Source organism: Streptomyces sp. NPDC002784 (assembly GCF_053592135.1).
In genome coordinates this window covers 57,056-75,925 of sequence record NZ_JBSFVD010000016.1, presented here as the reverse complement: position 1 = coordinate 75,925, position 18,870 = coordinate 57,056, and the positions used below count along the sequence as shown (strand labels likewise).

Here is an 18,870-nt window from a genome sequence, read left to right as displayed (position 1 = left end):
GGCCTGGCGCCGGGGCGTTGAAGCCCCTGAGTGAGGGAAGGACTCTGCCGTGCCCGAGACCAGCGGTTCCACCGGACGTACTCCGGAGACGCATGTCATCGACTTCCGCGCCGCCGAGCATCTGCTCGCCGCGCGGGACCCGCGGGGCGCGGTGAAGCTGCTCGACGGTGTCATCGCCGCGCACCCCGAGAACACCGCCGCCCGTCTGCTGCGCGCGCGGGCCTTCTTCGCCGCCGCGCAACTGCGGCCCGCCGAGCTGGAGTTCACCATCGTCCTGGAGCGCGAGCCGGACAACGCGTTCGCGCACTTCGCGCTCGCCCGCACCTATGAGCGGCAGGCCCGGCACGAGCAGGCCAAGCGCCACTTCCGCCTGGCGGCCGCGCTGGACCCCAACCCGCAGTACCTCCGGGCGGCACGGTTCGAGTCCTGAGCGTCAGCGGTCGGGCGGGTGGTACGGCGGTACGTCGGGGCCCGGCTGGTAGTGCGGGCCCTGGCGGATGTGCCGGACGACGAGGAACAGGTCCACGGTGACGACCAGCGCCAGGACCCCGCAGGCCACGGCCCAGCCGGTGCGGCCCGCCACCGCGAAGGCGGCCGTACCGAACACCGCCCAGACCAGCCCCCACACACTCAGCCAGAACCGCGTGCGCAGGGCACTGCGCGCGGTCCTCGGTTCACTGCCCGTACGCATCGGGATCACCACTCCCTCCTTCGGAACGTACTCTTCGAAACGCCGATCACCAAGAGGGGGCCCTGCCGTGCTGCCTGATGCCGACGATCTGCCCGAGATCCTGATCGACCTCGCCGTACCCCACGAGGACATCGGGGTCCTCGTCCGCGTGCGCCGCAGAGTCACCGACGATCCCGAACTCAGGCGGTTCCTGGAGGCGTCGGTCGAGGAGCTGGTCCGGGACCTGGGGACGATCGGGGCCAGGGCCGAGCTGCCCGAGCTGGACTGGCCCGCCGGCCCCCTGCAGCGCTGCTTCCCCGTGTACGTCTTCGTCGCGGCGCTGCCCCACACGCGCGCCTACCACCGCGAACGCGGTGTCCCCGCCGAGGTGACCCGGCGCACCCTCGCCGACCTAGGCCGGAACATGGCCGTGCACCGCCGGCGGTACGGCCGGGCGGGCCTCCAGGCGCCGAGGTGGCTCACCCACCACTTCCGCGGCGAGCTGTACCAGCTCGGGCGGCTGCAGTTCGAGCGGTCGCGCACCGGGCGGGCGCTCGCCGGGGCCGGGCCGGACCCGGACGCCCTGTGTCTCAACCTCCACATCCCCGACTTCCACGGCCCGCTGACCCCGGTCGCCTGCGACCGCTCGCTCGCGCTGGCCCGGGAGTTCTTCGCCCGCCACTTTCCCGAGGAGCGGTACCCGGCCGCGCAGTGCCACTCCTGGCTGCTGGATCCGCAGCTCAAGCGGTACCTGCCGGCCGACTCCAACATCGTGCGCTTCCAGGAGCGGTTCCGGATCGTCCGCGACGACGGGGAGGAGGCCGACACCGAGCCGGTGCAGTTCGTGTTCGGGGACCCGGATCTGCCCGTCGAAGGGCTGCCGCGGCGCACGGCGGTCGAGCGGGCGGTGGGGGACCATCTGCGGGCGGGCGGCCACTGGTACATCGGGCACGGCTGGTTCCCGCTGGAGGGGGCAACTCCCGCCGGACAGCGATGAGTTTCGCGGCGCACCGCGGTCTATCCGTGTGACAGCGACACCGACGCCGTACCCAGGAGAACCCGATGTCCGAGACCGCCGCCACCGCTCCCGTCATCGCCGAGTCCGCGACCGCCCGTGGGCGCCGGGCCCGGATCGCCCTGCGCGGGCTGCAGATCCTGCTCGCGCTGTTCTTCGCCGTCGCGAGCGCCCTGCCGAAGCTGATCGCGCACTCCACGGCCGTGGATGCCTTCGACGAGCTGGGCTGGGGCAACGCGGGCATGTACACCATCGGCGCCCTCGAACTCGCGGGAGCGGTCGCCCTGTTGATCCCGGTGCTCCAGTCGGTGGCCGGGATCGCGCTGAGCGGGCTGATGGCCGGCGCGTTCGTGGTCCAGATGTCCGCCTTCGAGGGGGAGAACGCCGCCACGCCGCTCATCCTGATCATCCCGCTCGCCCTGATCGCCTGGGCGCGGCGCCGCCACAACGCCGAGCTGCTGCGGCTGGTGCGGCGGGCGTGACCCACGGCGTACGTGCGGCGACGGCCGTGTCCGACGGGCCCCGGGCCCGGGCCGGACGCGGCCGCCGCCGCACGTCCGTGCTCGTCAGCGGGGGCCGGGGCGGCTGCTGCCCTTCTCCAGGGCGCGCAGCCGTTCCAGCTCGCGGCGGTCCCGCTTGGTGGGGCGGCCGGCGCCGCGGTCTCGGATACCGGCCGGGGCGACGGCCTCGCGCGGCGGGGGCGGCGGGGAGTTGTCGACGTAGCACAGGACCGCGACCGGGGCGCCGACCCGCTTGCGGATCAGGCGCTTGACCACGACGATCCGCTCCCGGCCCTCGTGCCGCAGCCGCACCTCGTCACCCACGCGCACCGCGTGCGCGGGCTTGACCCGCTCGCCGTTCACCCGCACATGGCCGCCCTTGCAGGCGGTGGCGCCCGCCGAACGCGTCTTGATCAGCCGTACCGCCCAGATCCAGCTGTCGATCCGCACGCTCTCGCCGGCCTGCGGTCCGGCCGCCTCGGCAGCCGCCACGGCGGCGGCGGTCTTCGCATCCGCAGCCGGGGAGGTCGCGGCGTCCTTGTCCTCGTCACCCTCGGAAGCCATGGCACCGACCTTAGCCGCTGACCGGCGGGGCCGACCTGGCCTTTTCGGCGGGCTTACGGTGGAGCCATGGACGCCCTCGTGGAACTGGACCGACGGATCGCGGGCTGTCGGGCCTGTCCTCGGCTGGTCGCCTGGCGGGAGGAGGTGGCCCGGACCAAGCGGGCGGCCTTCGCCGACCAGACGTACTGGGGCCGCCCGGTGCCCGGATTCGGCCCGCCGGACGCCCGGCTGCTGATCGTCGGCCTCGCCCCCGCCGCGCACGGCGGGAACCGCACCGGCCGCATGTTCACCGGCGACCGCTCCGGGGACGTGCTCTATCAGGCGCTGTACGACGTGGGCCTCGCCTCGCAGCCCACCGCGGTCGCCGCCGACGACGGACTGGAGCTGTACGGCGCCCGGGTCACCTCGCCCGTGCACTGCGCCCCGCCCGCCAACAAGCCCACGCCCGGCGAGCGCGACGCCTGCCGGCCCTGGCTGGTGCGGGAGCTGGGGCTGCTGCGGCCGACGCTGCGGTCGGTGGTGGTGCTCGGCGCGTTCGGCTGGCAGGCGGCGCTGCCCGCGCTGGCGGCGGCGGGCTGGGCGATCCCGAGGCCCCGGCCGGCCTTCGGGCACGGGGTGCGGGTGCCGCTCGACGGTCTCACCCTCTTCGGCTGCTTCCATGTCAGCCAGCGCAACACCTTCACCGGCCGGCTCACCCCGGAGATGCTGCGCCAGGTGCTGCGGAGCGCGGCTCGGGAGGCGGGGCTGTGAGCGCCGGAAGCCTGGCCGGGGGCTTCCACACGTACCGTACGTCCGGCTCGTGTTCCTCGTTGTCGCGGCCGTCGGTGTGCTCGGTGGCGACGAAGCCGTGGCGTTCGTAGAAGCGGTGGGCGGGCTTGTTGATCTGGAAGGTCCAGAGGTTCAGACCGTGCGGGCTCCGCTCCTTGGCGAGCCGGACGAACCGGTCGCCGAGGCCGCGGCCGCGCCAGTCGGGGGCGAGGTAGAGCTGGGAGAGGAGCTCGCCGTGCAGGACCATGATCCCGACGATCGCGCTCTCGGCCTCGGCGACCCACGTCTCCTGCCGCGGGACGACGAACTCACGGATCCAGTCGCGCACTTCGTCGTCCGAATGCGGCCGCACGACGGTCGGCAGCGCGGCGTCGAAGGAGCGCAGCCAGACGTCGGCCACGGCGGAGGCGTCGTCGGCGGTGGCCCTGCGCAGGGTGATCACCGGGCTTCCTCCGGTACGACCGCGGTGGCGGTGATCTCCACCAACTGCCCGGTGTAGCCGAGGCAGGCGACCCCGATGAGGGTGGACGAGTGCGGTCCGGCGCTGAGTCCCGACGCCTCGACGACCTCCCACACGGAGGAGAGCACGGAGGTCTCACTGCTGACGACGTACACGTCGGTCGACAGCACGTGCGTCAAGTCGCTTCCGACAGAAGCCAGTTGAGCCTCCAGGTTGGCGATCACCTGCTGGGCCTGCCGTACCGGATCCTCCTCACCGACGATCTTCCCCTCGGCATCGAGCGGCACGGACCCGGCGAGGAAGGCGAGCCTGGTACCGGCCTCGACGACGGAGGCGTGGGAGTAGGTGGGGGGTGGGAAGAGGGCGGGGTTGGTGACGCGCTGGATCATGGCGGCTCCCGGGTGGTGCGGTGCGGAGTCTGGCGTGCGGCGTGCGGACAACCCACCGATCCTCGGGCGCGGGGCCCGGCACCGCATCCGATTTTCCGGCGCTCCAGCGCCCCCACGCACTGACGGATAACCATTCGACACCGGCGCCCGCCCCCGCGACCCTGTAGCCCAGCCATGTCACGCACCGTCCACCACGTCCCGGGCCGCCAGCGCACCGGCCCGCCCTACTGGCCCCAGGGCATCGCGGGCCCGTGCACCCGTCACTCGCTCGCCGAACTCCGCTACACCCGGCGGGAGTTGGCGCAGGCCGCACGCGAGGGCCGGCGTGCCCGGCCGAGGCCGCTGCTGCGGAGCTTCGCCGCGTACCGGTACCCGCGGGGCCTGGGCGAGCGAGGGGTGAGCCCGTACGAGTCGCGGGCGCGGGCGGGGCTCAGGTCGTTCCGCGTCACGGCGGTCAAGCAGTTGCGAGCCGCGTCTGCCGGAACCCTCGAAAGGGTGGCCGAGACCCTGGACCACCCGCCCACACGGCACCGCCACCGCGACCTCTGGGAGGCTTGAGCCACCATGCCCGACTTTCTCCCGTCGACGGCGGACCGCCTGGCCGCCCTCCCCACCGTGCGGGCGGTGGCCCTGGGCGGATCCCGGGCCCAGCACACCCACCGCCCCGACAGCGACTGGGACTTGGCGATCTACTACCGGGGTCCCTTCGACCCGGCCGACCTGCGCGCGGTGGGCTGGGAGGGCGAGGTGTCGGAGATCGGCGACTGGGGCGGCGGCGTCTTCAACGGCGGCGCCTGGCTGACGATCGACGGCCACCGCGTGGACGTGCACTACCGGGACCTGGACGTCGTGGAACACGAACTCGCGGAGGCGGAGCGGGGGCGCTTCCGGGTGGAACCGCTGCTGTTCCATCTGGCCGGGATTCCCAGCTACTTGGTGGTGGCGGAGCTGGCGATCAACCGGGTGCTGCGCGGTGAGCTCCCGCGCCCGGCGGGCTATCCGGCGAAGCTGCGGCGTACGGCGAGCGAGCGCTGGTACGGCACGGCCCGCGCGACCCTGGCCTACGCCGAGGCGAACCACGCGCCGGCGGGCCGCCTCACCGAGGTGGCCGGTGCCCTCGCCACCGCCGCCGTCCAGACGGGACACGGGGTGCTGGCGGCGCGGGGGGAGTGGGTGACCAATGAGAAGTGGCTGCTGGAGCGGGCGGGACTGCGCACCCTGGACGACGTCCTCGCGTCGCTCCCTGCCGCACCGGACCCGGAGGCCCTGATCCAGGCGATCCACCGGGCCCAGGCGCTGTTCGAAGAGGCGAGCCGGGAACGATAGCGTTCATAAAGAACATGGCGTCACCAAGCATTGTCACGCGGGGGTAATACACCCGTTGCTCAACCTCCGGCTTTCCGGTCTACCGTCGGGGCACACCAGAAAGCCCGGCCACCGTCGCCCGAAGGCACACCCCGCCCTCGTCCGGACAGGAGCCCCGTGTCCCGCCCCGTTTTCGCCCTGCCGCCCTGGCTTGCTCATGCTCTTCGTGCTCAGCGGGGGCCCGTTCCCTGGAGTGCTGTCGGGCGGGGCGGGCTGGCGGCCGGGCCGTTGCTGTGCGGGGCCGTTCTCGCCGGTCAGGCTTCCGTCGGGGTGGTGGCCGCGATCGCCGCCATGCTCGCCGGGATCAACGACCGGCCCGGGAGCCGGCGGGCGGCCGTCAGGCGGATGGGGGTGCCCGCGGTCGCGGGGGCCGCCGGGCTGCTGGTCGGCACGTACGGCGGGGAGCGCCTGGGGGCCGTCGGGCTCACGCTGCTGCTCACCCTCGTCGGGCTGCTCGCCGGCGCCGTCAGTGCCGTCGGGCCCGTGGCCTCCGGTGCGGGGACCCAGTTGCTCGTCGCTTCCGCGATCGGCGCCGGGATGCCGTTGCCGGAGCCGGGATGGCAGCGGGCGCTCGCCTTTCTGTGCGGGGCCGGGTGGCTGCTGGTGCTGCGGCTCGTGCTGCCCGGTCCCGGATCCTTCGCCGGCGACTTCCGGTTCGACGGGGAGCGGGCCGCCGTCGCGTCCGTCTACGACGCCATCGCCGCTCTCCTCGATAGCGCCGGTACCGACCGGGCCAACGCGCGGCGCGCCTCGCTCACCGCGGCGCTCGATCACGCGCAGGACGCCCTCGCCGGGCCCCGGCTGCGGCGGTACGCCTCCTCCTCCGCCGAGCGGCGCCTGCGTGCGCAGTACGCCGCCGCCCTTCCGCTCGCCGAGGCCGCCACGGCGCTCGCCTGGGCCGGGGAGGCGGTACCGGCGCGGGCCGCGGAAGGGCCCCGGCGCCTCGCCTCCGCCGTACGCGCCAACACGGCCACCGGACCACTGCCCGCGCCGTCCCGGAGCGGGCCCGCCCTGCGCGCCCTCGACGACGCCCTGCTGCGTGCCGCCGAGACCTTCGACCGGGGCGAAGGCGGCGCGGATCTGCACACCCGGCGGCGGTCCCTGTCCTCCCTGGTCCGCAGCGTCCTCGGCGCCGGTGGGCGGGAGTACGGCCTTCGGGTCGCCCTCTGCTTCGGGGCCGGCGTCGCCGTCGCGCAGGGCCTGCACCACTCCCACTGGTACGGGCCGCACACGCACTGGTACTGGCTGCCCGCCACCGCCGTCTTCCTGGTCAAGCCCGATCTCGGGCCGCTGGTGTCCCGGGTGCTGTGCCGGGCGGCCGGGACCGTACTGGGGGCGCTGCTCTTCGCCGGGTTCGCCGCCGTGCTGCCCCGGCCGGAAGGGCTCGTCGCGCTGGTCGCGGTGTGCGGTGCGCTCATTCCCGTCGCCACCCGGCACTTCGCCGCCCAGACCGCGGTCGTCACGCTGCTCGTCCTCGCGCTGGTGATGGTCGGGGGCGAACCGCAGGCCTCCGCCGGCCGCATCGGGGAGACCCTGCTGGCCTGCGCGATCGTGCTGGTCGTAGGACATCTGCCGATGCCCGGGCAGCGGGGCGGGGGAGTGCAGGCGCGGCTCGGGGCGGCGGAGAACGCGGCGCGGGCCTATCTCGCGCATGTGCTGCGGGAGGCGGATGGCAAGGCCGGTGGGGCGGACGGTGGGGCCGGTGGGGCGGACGGTGGGGTTGGTGGGGCGGACGGTGGGGTTGGTGGGGCGGACGGTGGGGTTGGTTGGAGGGATGGCGGGGTCGGTGGAGCGGGCGGCGGGGTCGGTCGGGGGGATGGCGGGGTTGGTTGGGGGGATGGCGGGGTCGGTGGAGCGGGCGGCGGGGTCGGTCGGGGGGATGGCGGGGTTGGTTGGGGGAATGGCGGGGTTGATGGAGCGGGCGGCGGGGGCGGTCGAGCGGGGCGTGGCATGGACGGCGCGGCCGGCGGCGGCAGCCGGGTCGGTGGCGATCCCCGGGTCACCCGTTGGACCCTCCGCCGCGAGGCCTACCGCACGCTCGCCGAGGCCCGGGCCGCCATCTCCCTCGCCGCCGCCGAGCTTCCGCCGCTCGCCCGGCACGCGGAGGGGACCGAGGAGGTGGCCGGTGCTCTGGAGCGGCTCGTGGACACCACCACCGCCTGTGCCGTCCATCTCGACGACTCCGGCCGCCTCACCTCCCGGTACGAGCGGCAGCTCACCGGAGCGGTGGACGAACTGGCCGCACTCCGCCGCGCGGGCTGATCCGCACCCGGCACCGAGGACGCGCGCCGACTGACCCGAGCCCGTGCCCCCGGTGCGCGCAGGCAGACCGACGCGCCGTCCCCGATACGCGCCGGCTGACCCGCGCCCGCACACCCGGTGCGCGCCGGCTGACCCGCGCCCGCACATCCGGTGCGCGCAGCCGAAGCAGGCCCCCACTCCCGGCGCGCGTCAGCTGAACCGAGCCGCACGCGCCGGTGGGCGCAGGCCGAAGCTCGCCCGCACTCCGACGCGCGCTAGCCGAAGCCGAGCCCGCTCGCATCCCCGACGCCCGCTAGCCGAACCCGAACCCGCTCGCATCCCCGACGCCCGCTAGCCGAACCGAACCCGCTCGCATTCCCGACGCGCGCTAGTCGAACCGTGCCCACACCGGCGCATGGTCCGAGCCGGGCTTTCCCCGGCGGTCCGTCGGGTTCGGGCCGATCGACGGCAGGTGCGGGGCGTTCGCGCCGGGGAGGCCCGTGCCGGACTCCGTCACGCGGTGGACCAGGCGGTGGCTCAGCAGGACGTGGTCGATCAGCTCGCGGCGGCCGGAGTTGACGCGGGAGAAGCGCTGGGCGGCGGGGATCAGGGGTGCGGTGTTCCACAGCCGTACCGCGTCGCCCCGGTCCGGGGTGTCGAAGCCCGCCGTGCCGATCTCCGAGCCGGGCGGGCCCAGCAGCATCTGGGTCGTGGCCGCCTGGACCTCGTCGTTCAGGTCGCCGACGACCGCCACGTCCCGCTCCTGGCCCGCGCCCGCCAGCAACTCGTCCGCGAGTGCCCGCAGCGCCGCCGCCTCCGCCGCCCGGCGGTAGAGCGCGTACGCCCCGAAACGCGCCCGCTCACCCTCGTCCCGCGGCTGGAAACGGTTCCCGGGGTAGCTCAGCAGCTTCGACTTCAGGTGGCAGACCGCGGCGCGCAACGGCCCCGCTTCCACCGCGAGGAAGCCCCGCCCCGCCACCGCGGTGTCCCCGCCCGTGTCGTCCACCTGCACGGGCCGCAGCTTCCGCGGGAACGCCGTCGTGTCGGCCAGCACCCGCAGCGGCACCCTGCTGAGGAAGCCGACCCGGATTCCCCGGCCGTCGGGATGCTCCGAGAGCGCGGTGTGCCAGTCGCCGCCCACCCTGTCGGCCAGATCGCCGAGCGCCGCCGGATCGCCGACCTCCTGCACGCCGAGCAGCGTCGGGCCGAGTTCCGTGATCACGGCGGCCAGGGCGGCCAGTTTCGCCTCGTAGGCGGCCTTGTCCTTGGGGCCGGACGGGCCACCGGGCAGGAAGAGGTTCTCCAGGTTCCAGGTGCCGAGGAGCATGCCGGGCCCCTTTCCGGAAGCCGTTGCGGTGGGCGGTGGTGAGGCCAGGGTGCTCGCCCGGTGCGGTTCGCGACAGAGCTGCGGCGACATGCGCGGTCCGGGTCACACCGGGCGTGTACGCCGTCGTACGTTGGCGGCATGACGTCGACCGTCGCCGAGCTCATCATCACCGGATGCACCGTCCTGCTGCACGACGATCAAGAGCGGATCCGCTTCGAGGAGGACGCCGCGATCGTCGTACGGGACGGGGTGATCGAGGCCGTCACGGGTGCCGCGGAGGTGGTGGACCTGCCTGCCGTGGAGCGGCTCGACGGCCGTGGTCAGGTCGCCCTGCCGGGGCTCGTCAACTGCCACACCCACGCCCCGATGGTCGCGCTGCGCGGGGTCGCGGAGGACCTGCCCACCGAGCAGTGGTTCAACGACGTCGTCTGGCCCGTCGAGTCCAACCTCACGAGAAGGGACGTGGAGCTGGGGGCGCGGCTCGCCTGCGCCGAGATGATCCGCGGGGGAGTGACCTGCTTCGCCGACCACTACTTCGCCATGGACACCGTCGCCCGGGTCATCGAGGAGTGCGGCCTGCGGGCCCATCTCGGCGAGGCCTTCTTCTCCTCCCAGGGCCCGCAAGGCCGGGAACGCTCACTGGAGTTCGCCCTCCGGCACCGGGGCGGCCGTATCACCACCGCCCTCGCCCCGCACGCCCCCTACACCGTCACCGACGCCGATCTCGCCGCCACCGCCGCACTCGCCCGCGAACACCACCTCCCCGTCCATCTGCACGCCGCCGAGAACCGCGACCAGACCGAGGCGAGCCTGGCCCGGCACGGAGTCACACCCATCGAGGTCCTCCGCCGCACCGGGATCCTCGACACCGACGTCCTGATCGCCCACGGAACCGGCATCCTGGACGCCGACCTGCCCCTTCTCGCGGAGGCCGGCGGCCAGGTGTCCGTCGCCACCGCTCCCCGCGGCTACCTCAAGTTCGGCTGGCCCACCACCACCCCGGTGCGCGCCCTGCGCGAGATCGGCGTCCCCGTCGGACTCGCCACGGACGGCGCCGCCTCCAACAACTCCCTCGACGTCTGGGAGTCGATGGCACTCACCGCGCTCATCCAGAAGTCGACGACCGGTGACCCCCGCTGGCTGACGTCCCGTCAAGCCCTGCACCACGCGACCCTGCAGAGCGCGCGGGCCGTCGGACTCGGCGACCGGATCGGCAGCCTCGCCCCCGGCCGCCGGGCGGACATCGTCCTGGTCGACCTGACCGGCCCGCACACCCAGCCCGTCCACGACCTCGCCGCGACCCTCGTGCACAGCGCCCGCTCCTCCGACGTACGCACCACGATCGTCGACGGCCGTGTCCTGATGCGCGACCGCGAGCTGCTGACCCTCGATGTCGGCGCGGTGGTGGGGGAGTTGACGGAACGCCTGCCGGGTCTGCTCGACCGGGGCCACGGCAGGCGGATCCAGGAGTACGACACCTAGACGCGCGGCCCTCGGAAAGGTCCCGCCAAAAAATCTTGGGTACGAGCGATGAGTTCCGCTCCTCCCCCCGGTCACCCCTCGGAACGGACCGTTCGCACAGGAGGGGCCCATGTCGCTTCCGGAGATCGTCTCGCGCGCTCAGTGGCGCGCGGCACGCGAGGAGTTACTGCTCAGGGAGAAGGCGGCCACGCGCGCGCGTGACGCGCTCAACGCCGAGCGGCGTCGGCTGCCCATGGTCGAGATCGACACGGAGTACGTCTTCGAGGGCGGCGACGGCAAGGCCACCCTCCTCGATCTCTTCGAGGGACGGCACCAACTCGTCGTCCACCACTTCATGTTCGCGCCCGAGTGGGAGGCCGGCTGCCGCAGCTGCTCGGCGTTCCTGGACCAGGTCGGCCATCTCGCCCATCTGCGGGCCCGCGGCACCTCGTTCGTGGTGGTCTCCAGAGCGCCGTACACCCGGATCCTGCCGTTCAAGGCGCGGATGGGCTGGACGCTGCCCTGGTTCTCGTCGTACTGCAACGACTTCAACCGCGACTTCGAGGTGACCCTGGAGCAAGACGGGGAACCCGTAGAGCGACCCGGCGTGAGCTGCTTCCTCAGAGTCCGCGACCGGGTGTTCCACACCTACTCGACGTTCGAGCGCGGGCTGGACGGTCTTGGCTCGACCACCAGCTTCCTGGACCTGACCGCGCTGGGACGGCAGGAGGAGTGGGAGGAACCCGAGGGGCGTGCGTCGTCCCTGGGGGCGCCCGCGGGAAGTGAACGCGTGCGCTATCACGATGAGTACGAGGACTGAGGCGGAAAGTAACCGAAAACTACATAAAGCTGGGGCCCCGCTCACCCTCTGTGGTGAACGAGTGTCAACAATGTCTCAGTCCCGTCACTTCGCGAAGCGTTCACCCCGCTGTTGGCGTTTAACTCTTCGAGTACAGCGCTAGATGGAGGTGCAGGGTGAACAGGCGAACGGTGCTTGAGCGCTTTCCCGCCGGCGGTCCGCGAGGCTCCTGGCCGGCGGAGGAGTTCGCGCAGGCGCGGCGTCGGGAGGGCCTGGACGCCGAGGTCGTGATGGACCTGGCGACGGACACCTTCCTGGTGATCGTGCGCAGCGAGATGACCGTCGACGCGGCCGCCTGAGCGGCGCCCCGAAGGGGCGCGGGGGACTGCGCGACCAGCCACGGCGTATCGGCAGCCGAAAGCCGGCCTCCCCGCGGAGCGCTACGCGCTGACCGGCCGGGCCCAGGGCGGATTGGTCCCCGTCAGCCGGCACAGCGCCAGGTACAGCGGGATCGGCGGCGTGTAGGGCACCGCCCCCTCCGGCCGGTGGATCAGCCGGACCTCGTCCGGAACCACCGCGCCCGTCGCGTACCGGCACGGCTCCGGCCACTCCAGCGCGTAGTCGGAGTCGGACGGGACGATCCACCACCAGTACGCGTCATCGGCGTAGACACACCCCACCTGAGGCAGCCGGGGCAGGATGAGCGGCCCGAGGCGAGCGGGTACGGCCACCGCGTCGAAACCCAGCGGTGTGGTCATCCCTTCCGGTACCGCCAGCCTCGACGGCTCGAGCCGCGGCGCGAGCCCGCGGCGAAGTCGGACCAGTGTGTCCAGGTTCAGTACCTGACCGCCGCCGGACGTCACGCTCACGCAGGCCCCCCGTCCTCGTCTTCGCCGTCGGATCCCCCGGCGGGGCCGCCCGGCTTGGGCCGGGCCCCCCAGCCCAGGTCGTTGCGCGGCCCGGTGTCCTCGCGAGGCGCCTCCGCCTTGCGCGGCAGTTCCGCCCACACCAGCAGGCCGGGCCCGTGCTCATGGACGCCCCAGGAGTGGCAGAGGGCGTCGACGAGGAGCAATCCCCTCCCGTGCTCCTCGTCGCCGCGCTGCGCCGCCGGGTGGGGCTCACCCGGTGCGCACCCCTGGTCGCGCACGGCTATTCGCACCAGGTCGTCGCCGTCGTGCAGCTCGCAGACGACGTGCCTGCTCGCCGTGTGCACGATGGCGTTGGTGACGAGTTCGGAGACCACCAGGGCCGCCGTGTCGCAGGTGTCCTCGCAGACCGACCAGCCGGTCAGCCGGGCCCTCGTCAGGCGTCTGGCCTGCGCGGGGGAACCCGGATGTGCGGCCAGCTCGAAACGGAACCGGCGCTCGGCGGGGCCCGGCTGAGGGCCTACCGCCGTGGCGGCACCGAGGCCGAGCAGGCCTGCGGCGGCGTCTGTTCCTAAGGGCGCGGACGGAATCACGCTTGCCACTATCGCCCCGCCGTGAACACTTGGCAAGTGTCACTCTGAAAAATGCAGAGTGCTGTGTGACGCGGTGGATGGCCGTGGCACACTGCTCGCAACAGCATGTCGAGCGGCGCCAATTGGGATCGCCGGAGGTCTGTCCAGATCTTCGAATAGGTCTTCGAATGGCGCCGCAGGGCTGTCAGGATTCATTGGTGGAGGTGGGAGCGTGAGCGAGCCGCGGTCCGCGCCGACGGTCGGCCAGGTCGTCCTCGGCCGGCGCCTGCTGGACCTGCGGGAACGCGCCGGGCTCAAGCGCGAGGAGGCCGCCCGCGTCCTGCGTGTCGCCCCCGCCACCGTCCGCCGGATGGAGATGGCCGAGGTCGCCCTCAAGATCCCGTACCTCCAGCTGCTGCTGAAGGCCTACGGGGTCGGTGACGAGGAGGCCGCGGCCTTCGTGCAGCTCGCCGAGGACGCCAACAAACCCGGCTGGTGGCAGCGGTTCCACGACATCCTGCCGGGCTGGTTCTCGATGTACGTCAGCCTGGAGGGGGCCGCGAGCCTCATCCGGTCGTACGAGCCCCACTTCGTGCCCGGCCTGATGCAGACCGAGGACTACGCGCGCGGGGTGCTGCGCTCGGGCGCCATCGGCCAGACCAAGCCCGACGACATCGAACGCCATGTGGCGCTGCGCATGCAACGCCAGGATCTGCTCACCCGGCCCGACGCCCCCCGCATGTGGGTGGTCATGGACGAGACCGTGCTGCGCCGCCAGGTCGGCGGCCCGGAGGTGATGCGTGCCCAGATCGACCGGCTGCTCGAGATGACGAAGCTGCCCAACGTGACGCTGCAGGTCGCCCCGTTCGAGAGCGGGCCGCACCCGGGCACGTACGGGCCGTTCGTGCTGTTCCGATTTGCCATGTCAGAACTGCCGGACATGGTCTACAGCGAGTACCTGACCGGCGCCGTCTACCTGGACGCGCGCCCCGAGGTGGCGACCCACCTGGAGGTCATGGACCGCATGGCGGCGCAGGCCGCTACGGCGCATCGCACGAAGGAGATTCTCCGGGATCTCCGCAAGGAGCTGTGAATGGATCGCATCAAGCCGCGGATACCCGTCTACAACGGCATGCCCGCGCGGGAGTTGGGCAGCGAGGGCTGGCACAAGCCGTGGAGCGGCGGTAACGGCGGCAACTGCCTGGAGGCGATGAAGCTTGCCGACGGACGGATCGCCGTCCGTCAGTCGACCGACCCGGACGGGCCGGCGCTGATCTACACCACCGACGAGATGACGGCATTCATCGAAGGCGCCAAGGCGGGGGTGGCGGACTTCCTGATCTCCTGAGGCAGTCCCTTCATCGGGTGTGCCGGTCGCCTTGCTAAGACACTGAGTTGCTGTGCTGCATTGCTGATTGACCGAAAAGCAGCCCTGCTGGACACGCGGGAGGAGATTCACCGATCCGGAAACGCCGCACAGAGGGCGTCCAGAGCAGCCGTGTAGGCGTGCTCGGAGGGCGTGGCATAGCCGACGACCAGCCCGTCATGGGCCGGTACGGCCGTCTCCGCGGCTCCCGGATGCCGGAACGCGGCGAGCCCGTCGAGGGCCACGCCGAGCCGCCCGGCCCGCTCGACGGTGGCCGCCTCGGACCCCGGCGGCAGCCGCAGCACCGCGTGCAGCCCGGCCGCCACCCCGGTGACCTCGATGTGCGGCGCCCGAGCGGCGAGCGCGGCGACCAGCCGGTCCCGGCGGCTCCGGTACCGCTGCCGCATGCGCCGCACATGACGGTCGTAGGACCCCCGCGTGAGGAAGTCGGCGAGGCAGAGCTGGTCGAGCACGCTCGCCCAGCCCTCCCGCTCGCCCTTGGCCGCGAGCACACCCTCGACGTACTCGCCGGGCAGCACCATCCAGCCCAGGCGGACCGCCGGGGACAGGCTCTTGCTGACCGACCCGACGAAGATCACCCGCTCCGGGTCGAGCCCCTGCACGGCGCCGACGGGCTTGCGGTCGTAGCGGAACTCCCCGTCGTAGTCGTCCTCCACGATCACCGCGCCACGCGCGCGTGCCCAGTCGATCACCGCGGCGCGGCGGTCGGTGTGCAGCGGCCCGCCGGTCGGGAACTGGTGCGCGGGCGTGAGCAGGACGCCGCGCTCGCGGGTGAGCCGGTCGACCCGGGCGCCGTCCTCGTCGAGAGGCAGCGGCACGGTCCGCACCCCGGCACCGGTCAGCAGCTCCCGGTGGAAGGGCAGCCCGTACGCCTCCACGGCCAGCGCACCGCGCAGCACCCGCCCCTCGACGAGGAGCCGCAGCGCGTGGGCGAAGCCGGAGCAGATCACGATCCGGTCCGGATCGCAGCGGACGCCACGCGCGCGTGCGAGGTACTCCGCCAGCGCTTCCCGCAGCTCGACCCGGCCGGCCGGATCGCCGGGCCCGAACACCTCGTTGGGCGCCTGCTGCACGGCCCGCCGGTAGGAGGCGAGCCAGTCCGCGCGCGGGAAGCCCGACACGTCCGGGGTGGCCTGGCGCAGGTCGTGGCGGGGGCCACGCGCGCGTGGAGGGGTCCTTAGCGGAGGTTTCACGGCGTGTCGCGGCGGTTCGGCCCGTTCGGCGACCCGCGTGCCCGAGCCCTGACGCGCGGTGAGCCAGCCCTCGGCGACGAGCTCCGCGTACGCGTCGGCCACGGTGTTCCGGGCGACACCCAGGTCGGCGGCGAGTGACCGGTACGGCGGGAGCCGGGTGCCGGGGGCGAGCCGGCCACCGCGGACGGCGTCGCGCAGGGCACGGATGAGGGCGGCCCGTCTGCCGCCGGGGCCGGACAGCTCCAGATGCAGGTCGGCGCCGATCCGCTCGGCGGAATTGACCCATGATTCGGACACGAAAATGCACCCTACAGGGGGTCTTTCCGGGCCGTAGGTTGACGGCATGACGACGAACACGCCGGTCAACACCGACACGCCCCGCATCAACTTCGCCCGGACCGCCTCGAAGGCCTTCCGCGCCCTCGTCGGCTTCGACGCCGCCGCCCGCGAGGGCCTGGACCCGACGCTCGTCGAACTGGTCCAGATCCGTGCCTCGCTGCTCAACAACTGCGCGTACTGCCTGCACATGCACACCAACGACGCCCGCAAGGCCGGCGAGAGCGAGGACCGGCTGCACATGGTGGCGGTCTGGCGGGAGGCCCGGCACTTCTTCTCCGAGCGCGAGCAGGCGGCGCTGGCCCTGACGGAGGCGGTGACGCTGGTCTCCGAGGGCGGTGTCCCGGACGCCGTCTACGCCGAGGCCGCGGCCCACTTCGACGAGGAGGAGCTGGCCCGAGTGCTGGCCCTCATCTTCACGATCAACACCTGGAACCGCGTGGCGCTGGCCACGGGAAAGGTCGCGGGGACGGACGAGCGGTAGGCGCCCGCCCCGATGCGGGGCCTGCACGGCCGTCGGGTGGTCGTGCGGCGTCGATGTGGGGCCTGGAGGGGCATTGGGTGGTCGTGCGGCGTCGATGTGGGGCCTGGACGGGCATCGGGTGGTCGTGCGGCTCGATGTGGGGCCTGGACGGGCATCGGGCGGTCGTGCGGCGCCGATATGCGGGGCCTTACACGGTCATCGGGCGGTCGTACGGGGAGATCGGCGCCGGCAGCCGCGAACTCCCCGTCAGATACCGGTCCACCGCCGCGGCGACCGCCCGCCCCTCCGCGATCGCCCACACGATCAGCGACTGGCCCCGGGCGGCGTCCCCGGCGGCGAACACCCCGGGGACGGCGGTGGCGAAGCCGGCGTCCCGCGCGATCGTGCCGCGCGGCTCCAGCTCAAGACCCAGCTGCCCGATCAGCCCGTCCTCCCGGTCGGGCCCCGAGAAGCCGAGCGCGAGCAGGACCAGATCGGCCGGAATGGCCCGCCCGGTGCCCGGCACCGGCCGACGGCCCGAGTCGACCTCGGCCAGGTGCAGGGACCGTACCCGCCCCTCCGCGTCCCCCGTGAAGCGGAGCGTCGACGCCGCGAACAGTCGCGCGTCCGCGTCCGCCGCCGGGGCGGTCCGCAGCTCCCCGGCCTCCTCGTGGGCCGCCGAGAGCCGGTAGATCCTCGGATACGTCGGCCAGGGCTCGGTGTCGTCGTCGCGCTCGGCGCCGGGCTGGGCGTAGATGTCGAGCTGGGTCACCGAGGCGGCGCCCTCCCGTACCGCCGTGCCCAGGCAGTCGGCGCCGGTGTCCCCGCCGCCGACGATCACGACGTGCTTCCCGGCGGCGGACATCGGCGATGCCGGAAGGTCGCCCTCGCACACCCGGTTGGCCAGCGGCAGATACTCCATGGCCTGCTGGATCCCGGCCAGCTCCCGCCCGGGCACGTCCAGTTCACGCCACGCGGTCGCACCGGTGGCGATCACCACGGCGTCGTGGCGGGTGCGCAGTTCGTCCGCCCCGACGTCCCGCCCGACCGCCGTGGAGGTACGGAACCGGGTCCCCTCGGCGCGCATCTGTTCGATACGGCGCTCCAGTCGGGCTTTCTCCATCTTGAACTCGGGGATGCCGTACCGCATCAGCCCGCCGATGCGGTCGTCCTTCTCGTACACGACGACCGTGTGCCCGGCCCGGGTCAGCTGCTGCGCCGCCGCGAGCCCCGTGGGCCCCGACCCGATCACCGCGACCGTCCGTCCCGACAGCCGGTCCGGCGGCCGGGGCGGGGCGAACCCCAGTTCCCAGGCGCGGTCGGCGATCGCGCACTCGACGTTCTTGATGGTGACCGCGGGCTGGTTGATGGCGAGCACACACCCCGCCTCGCAGGGCGCCGGGCACAACCGGCCGGTGAACTCGGGGAAGTTGTTGGTGGCGTGCAGCCGGTCGGCGGCCGCCCGCCAGTCCTCCCTCGACACCAGGTCGTTCCACTCCGGGATCAGATTGCCCAGCGGACAGGCGTCGTGGCAGAACGGGATTCCGCAGTCCATGCACCGGTCGGCCTGCTTGCTGACGATGGGCAGCAGCGCGCCGGGGACGTACACCTCGTCCCAGTCCCGGACCCGCTCCTCGACCGGCCGGCGGGGCCAGTCCTGGCGGGGTGTGGTCATGAATCCCTTGGGATCGGCCATGGCCGTCTCCCTCGCGTGCGGAGCGGGGCCGTACGTCATCGGTCGGCACTCTTCCGGCCACGATACGTCTCGGTAGCCCCTTGCGCTTTCGCTGAGCCCGTGGCGTTTTCGCTCAGGTGAGGGCCAGGACGTAGCAGATCGTGGCGGCGGCCGAGGCGACCGTGCGGACGTGGTTCCAGGCCGTCCACTCCCGCACGTACGCGGTCCAGTACGTGGCGGCCTCGCGGGTGCCCGCCTCCACCTTCGTCAGCGCGTCATTGCGGGGCACGTTGGCGAGGACGGTCACCCCGAACGAGCCGAACAGGTACAACGCGCTGCCCAGCAGCAGCTCCACCGTCCCCTCGTCCGGCCACACCACGAACGTCACCACGGCGAGCACGGCGCACAGGGCCGCCGAGCCGATGAACACGGTCATGAAGGCGGGGGTCACCGCTGCCACGTTGATCGCCTGCATCGCCGCGACGCCCTGCGCGGGCGGCAGCGCGGCGAGCCCCTTCATCACGAAGGCGGAGAACGCGCAGAACGCCCCGGCCACCAGGCCGGTCCCCAGCACGCCCAGCACGGTCAGTACGAAAAACGGTCCCTCGATCATGCGACGTCAACTCCCCAGTCCCGCCGGGATCATCCCCGGCACCGCCCGTCACCACAAGTGAAATCCGCCGCGCCGACGGATCCCATGGCCGAGTGCCGCGAGGGCATACGCGAGCGTCCAGAGGGGGGCGGGCTGGGGCTGCGGGCAGGCGGGCAGGGCTGCGGGCAGGCCGTCAGGGCTCTGGGCAGGCGGGCTGGGCTCCGGGC

At 73.1% G+C, this 18,870-nt stretch carries 23 protein-coding genes; 13 read left to right on the top strand and 10 right to left on the bottom strand.

Translation table 11 applies throughout. The annotated features are described in order from the left end of the window. Window positions 1-49: 49 nt before the first annotated feature. Window positions 50-430, top strand: coding sequence for a tetratricopeptide repeat protein (locus ACWD1Z_RS25220; RefSeq protein WP_250070477.1), 381 nt, complete (start codon window positions 50-52; stop codon window positions 428-430). Between the two features lie 3 nt (window positions 431-433). Here the strand turns inward: ACWD1Z_RS25220 and ACWD1Z_RS25215 are convergent, their stop codons facing one another. After that, on the bottom strand, window positions 434-691 hold the full coding sequence (locus tag ACWD1Z_RS25215; RefSeq protein WP_451121852.1) for a DUF6343 family protein: 258 nt from the start codon (window positions 689-691) through the stop codon (window positions 434-436). A 67-nt stretch (window positions 692-758) separates the two neighbouring features. Between ACWD1Z_RS25215 and ACWD1Z_RS25210 the strand changes: the two genes are divergently transcribed. Both ACWD1Z_RS25210 and ACWD1Z_RS25205 read left to right on the top strand, forming a co-directional pair. Beyond that, window positions 759-1,667 carry an acyltransferase domain-containing protein gene (locus ACWD1Z_RS25210; protein WP_451121851.1) on the top strand — a complete coding sequence of 303 codons (909 nt, stop codon included), beginning with the start codon at window positions 759-761 and terminating at the stop codon, window positions 1,665-1,667. 65 nt (window positions 1,668-1,732) lie between these two features. Next, complete coding sequence (locus tag ACWD1Z_RS25205; RefSeq protein ID WP_451121850.1) at window positions 1,733-2,167, top strand: DoxX family protein; 435 nt, start codon at window positions 1,733-1,735, stop codon at window positions 2,165-2,167. Window positions 2,168-2,251: 84 nt separating this feature from the next. Here the strand turns inward: ACWD1Z_RS25205 and ACWD1Z_RS25200 are convergent, their stop codons facing one another. Then, a complete protein-coding gene (locus ACWD1Z_RS25200) occupies window positions 2,252-2,749 on the bottom strand; it encodes an RNA-binding S4 domain-containing protein (protein ID WP_451121849.1) in 498 nt (165 codons plus the stop codon). 66 nt (window positions 2,750-2,815) lie between these two features. Here ACWD1Z_RS25200 and ACWD1Z_RS25195 point away from each other — a divergent pair, with 66 nt between their 5' ends. Continuing rightward, the gene (locus tag ACWD1Z_RS25195; protein WP_451121848.1) at window positions 2,816-3,499 is read left to right on the top strand and encodes a uracil-DNA glycosylase; all 684 of its coding nucleotides are present in this window, start codon (window positions 2,816-2,818) and stop codon (window positions 3,497-3,499) included. Here the strand turns inward: ACWD1Z_RS25195 and ACWD1Z_RS25190 are convergent. Next, window positions 3,441-3,959 carry an N-acetyltransferase family protein gene (locus ACWD1Z_RS25190; RefSeq protein WP_451121847.1) on the bottom strand — a complete coding sequence of 173 codons (519 nt, stop codon included), beginning with the start codon at window positions 3,957-3,959 and terminating at the stop codon, window positions 3,441-3,443. The two genes, ACWD1Z_RS25195 and ACWD1Z_RS25190, sit on opposite strands and share 59 nt — an antisense overlap. After that, the gene (locus ACWD1Z_RS25185) at window positions 3,956-4,366 is read right to left on the bottom strand and encodes a RidA family protein (protein WP_451121846.1); all 411 of its coding nucleotides are present in this window, start codon (window positions 4,364-4,366) and stop codon (window positions 3,956-3,958) included. Before ACWD1Z_RS25185 ends, ACWD1Z_RS25190 begins: the two co-directional genes overlap by 4 nt. Window positions 4,367-4,540: 174 nt before the next feature. On the opposite strand from ACWD1Z_RS25185, the gene ACWD1Z_RS25180 reads away from it, so the two are divergent. The 3 genes from ACWD1Z_RS25180 (at window position 4,541) to ACWD1Z_RS25170 (ending at window position 7,993) form a co-directional block, all read left to right on the top strand. Continuing rightward, a complete protein-coding gene (locus tag ACWD1Z_RS25180) occupies window positions 4,541-4,924 on the top strand; it encodes a hypothetical protein (protein ID WP_451121845.1) in 384 nt (127 codons plus the stop codon). A 6-nt stretch (window positions 4,925-4,930) separates the two neighbouring features. Next, a complete protein-coding gene (locus ACWD1Z_RS25175; RefSeq protein ID WP_451121844.1) occupies window positions 4,931-5,692 on the top strand; it encodes a nucleotidyltransferase domain-containing protein in 762 nt (253 codons plus the stop codon). A 156-nt stretch (window positions 5,693-5,848) separates the two neighbouring features. Next, the gene (locus ACWD1Z_RS25170) at window positions 5,849-7,993 is read left to right on the top strand and encodes an FUSC family protein (protein WP_451121843.1); all 2,145 of its coding nucleotides are present in this window, start codon (window positions 5,849-5,851) and stop codon (window positions 7,991-7,993) included. 367 nt (window positions 7,994-8,360) lie between these two features. On the opposite strand, the gene ACWD1Z_RS25165 is transcribed toward ACWD1Z_RS25170, so the two are convergent. Then, window positions 8,361-9,299 (bottom strand): endonuclease/exonuclease/phosphatase family protein, encoded by a 939-nt coding sequence (locus ACWD1Z_RS25165; protein ID WP_451121842.1) that lies wholly within the window; start codon window positions 9,297-9,299, stop codon window positions 8,361-8,363. 138 nt (window positions 9,300-9,437) lie between these two features. Here ACWD1Z_RS25165 and ACWD1Z_RS25160 point away from each other — a divergent pair, with 138 nt between their 5' ends. The 3 genes from ACWD1Z_RS25160 to ACWD1Z_RS25150 all read left to right on the top strand — a co-directional run bounded on the left by ACWD1Z_RS25160 (window position 9,438) and on the right by ACWD1Z_RS25150 (window position 11,918). Next, window positions 9,438-10,781 (top strand): amidohydrolase, encoded by a 1,344-nt coding sequence (locus ACWD1Z_RS25160; protein WP_451121841.1) that lies wholly within the window; start codon window positions 9,438-9,440, stop codon window positions 10,779-10,781. A gap of 109 nt (window positions 10,782-10,890) precedes the next feature. Further along, window positions 10,891-11,580: a DUF899 domain-containing protein gene (locus ACWD1Z_RS25155; RefSeq protein ID WP_451121840.1), complete on the top strand. Its 690-nt coding sequence runs from the start codon at window positions 10,891-10,893 to the stop codon at window positions 11,578-11,580. Window positions 11,581-11,735: 155 nt separating this feature from the next. Continuing rightward, the gene (locus ACWD1Z_RS25150) at window positions 11,736-11,918 is read left to right on the top strand and encodes a hypothetical protein (protein WP_250070490.1); all 183 of its coding nucleotides are present in this window, start codon (window positions 11,736-11,738) and stop codon (window positions 11,916-11,918) included. An 81-nt stretch (window positions 11,919-11,999) separates the two neighbouring features. On the opposite strand, the gene ACWD1Z_RS25145 is transcribed toward ACWD1Z_RS25150, so the two are convergent. Together ACWD1Z_RS25145 and ACWD1Z_RS25140 are read right to left on the bottom strand one after the other, a co-directional pair. Next, window positions 12,000-12,428, bottom strand: coding sequence for a hypothetical protein (locus ACWD1Z_RS25145; RefSeq protein ID WP_451121839.1), 429 nt, complete (start codon window positions 12,426-12,428; stop codon window positions 12,000-12,002). After that, window positions 12,425-13,027, bottom strand: a complete 603-nt coding sequence (locus ACWD1Z_RS25140) for an ATP-binding protein (RefSeq protein ID WP_451121838.1) — start codon at window positions 13,025-13,027, stop codon at window positions 12,425-12,427. The genes ACWD1Z_RS25145 and ACWD1Z_RS25140 overlap by 4 nt, the downstream gene beginning before the upstream one ends. A gap of 202 nt (window positions 13,028-13,229) precedes the next feature. Between ACWD1Z_RS25140 and ACWD1Z_RS25135 the strand changes: the two genes are divergently transcribed. After that, window positions 13,230-14,090: a helix-turn-helix domain-containing protein gene (locus ACWD1Z_RS25135; protein WP_451121837.1), complete on the top strand. Its 861-nt coding sequence runs from the start codon at window positions 13,230-13,232 to the stop codon at window positions 14,088-14,090. Beyond that, on the top strand, window positions 14,091-14,345 hold the full coding sequence (locus ACWD1Z_RS25130) for a DUF397 domain-containing protein (RefSeq protein WP_250070493.1): 255 nt from the start codon (window positions 14,091-14,093) through the stop codon (window positions 14,343-14,345). Between the two features lie 107 nt (window positions 14,346-14,452). Here ACWD1Z_RS25130 and pdxR read toward each other — a convergent pair whose 3' ends face one another. Continuing rightward, window positions 14,453-15,874, bottom strand: coding sequence for a MocR-like pyridoxine biosynthesis transcription factor PdxR (pdxR, locus tag ACWD1Z_RS25125; protein WP_451121836.1), 1,422 nt, complete (start codon window positions 15,872-15,874; stop codon window positions 14,453-14,455). Window positions 15,875-15,920: 46 nt separating this feature from the next. Between pdxR and ACWD1Z_RS25120 the strand changes: the two genes are divergently transcribed. Continuing rightward, on the top strand, window positions 15,921-16,397 hold the full coding sequence (locus ACWD1Z_RS25120) for a carboxymuconolactone decarboxylase family protein (RefSeq protein WP_451121835.1): 477 nt from the start codon (window positions 15,921-15,923) through the stop codon (window positions 16,395-16,397). Between the two features lie 187 nt (window positions 16,398-16,584). On the opposite strand, the gene ACWD1Z_RS25115 is transcribed toward ACWD1Z_RS25120, so the two are convergent. Together ACWD1Z_RS25115 and ACWD1Z_RS25110 are read right to left on the bottom strand one after the other, a co-directional pair. Next, complete coding sequence (locus tag ACWD1Z_RS25115) at window positions 16,585-18,072, bottom strand: glutamate synthase subunit beta (protein ID WP_451121834.1); 1,488 nt, start codon at window positions 18,070-18,072, stop codon at window positions 16,585-16,587. 112 nt (window positions 18,073-18,184) lie between these two features. Then, on the bottom strand, window positions 18,185-18,664 hold the full coding sequence (locus ACWD1Z_RS25110) for an anthrone oxygenase family protein (protein WP_451121833.1): 480 nt from the start codon (window positions 18,662-18,664) through the stop codon (window positions 18,185-18,187). Between the last annotated feature and the right edge of the window lie 206 nt (window positions 18,665-18,870).

Bases quoted from the DNA above. Each gene is read 5' to 3' on its own strand.
- ACWD1Z_RS25205 (WP_451121850.1), top strand. From the start codon at position 1,733: ATGTCCGAGACCGCCGCCACCGCTCCCGTCATCGCCGAGTCCGCGACC.
- ACWD1Z_RS25110 (WP_451121833.1), bottom strand. From the start codon at position 18,664: ATGATCGAGGGACCGTTTTTCGTACTGACCGTGCTGGGCGTGCTGGGG.
- ACWD1Z_RS25160 (WP_451121841.1), top strand. From the start codon at position 9,438: ATGACGTCGACCGTCGCCGAGCTCATCATCACCGGATGCACCGTCCTG.
- ACWD1Z_RS25175 (WP_451121844.1), top strand. From the start codon at position 4,931: ATGCCCGACTTTCTCCCGTCGACGGCGGACCGCCTGGCCGCCCTCCCC.
- ACWD1Z_RS25180 (WP_451121845.1), top strand. From the start codon at position 4,541: ATGTCACGCACCGTCCACCACGTCCCGGGCCGCCAGCGCACCGGCCCG.
- ACWD1Z_RS25155 (WP_451121840.1), top strand. From the start codon at position 10,891: ATGTCGCTTCCGGAGATCGTCTCGCGCGCTCAGTGGCGCGCGGCACGC.
- ACWD1Z_RS25130 (WP_250070493.1), top strand. From the start codon at position 14,091: ATGGATCGCATCAAGCCGCGGATACCCGTCTACAACGGCATGCCCGCG.
- ACWD1Z_RS25200 (WP_451121849.1), bottom strand. From the start codon at position 2,749: ATGGCTTCCGAGGGTGACGAGGACAAGGACGCCGCGACCTCCCCGGCT.
- ACWD1Z_RS25185 (WP_451121846.1), bottom strand. From the start codon at position 4,366: ATGATCCAGCGCGTCACCAACCCCGCCCTCTTCCCACCCCCCACCTAC.
- ACWD1Z_RS25195 (WP_451121848.1), top strand. From the start codon at position 2,816: ATGGACGCCCTCGTGGAACTGGACCGACGGATCGCGGGCTGTCGGGCC.
- ACWD1Z_RS25115 (WP_451121834.1), bottom strand. From the start codon at position 18,072: ATGGCCGATCCCAAGGGATTCATGACCACACCCCGCCAGGACTGGCCC.
- ACWD1Z_RS25120 (WP_451121835.1), top strand. From the start codon at position 15,921: ATGACGACGAACACGCCGGTCAACACCGACACGCCCCGCATCAACTTC.
- ACWD1Z_RS25215 (WP_451121852.1), bottom strand. From the start codon at position 691: ATGCGTACGGGCAGTGAACCGAGGACCGCGCGCAGTGCCCTGCGCACG.
- ACWD1Z_RS25165 (WP_451121842.1), bottom strand. From the start codon at position 9,299: ATGCTCCTCGGCACCTGGAACCTGGAGAACCTCTTCCTGCCCGGTGGC.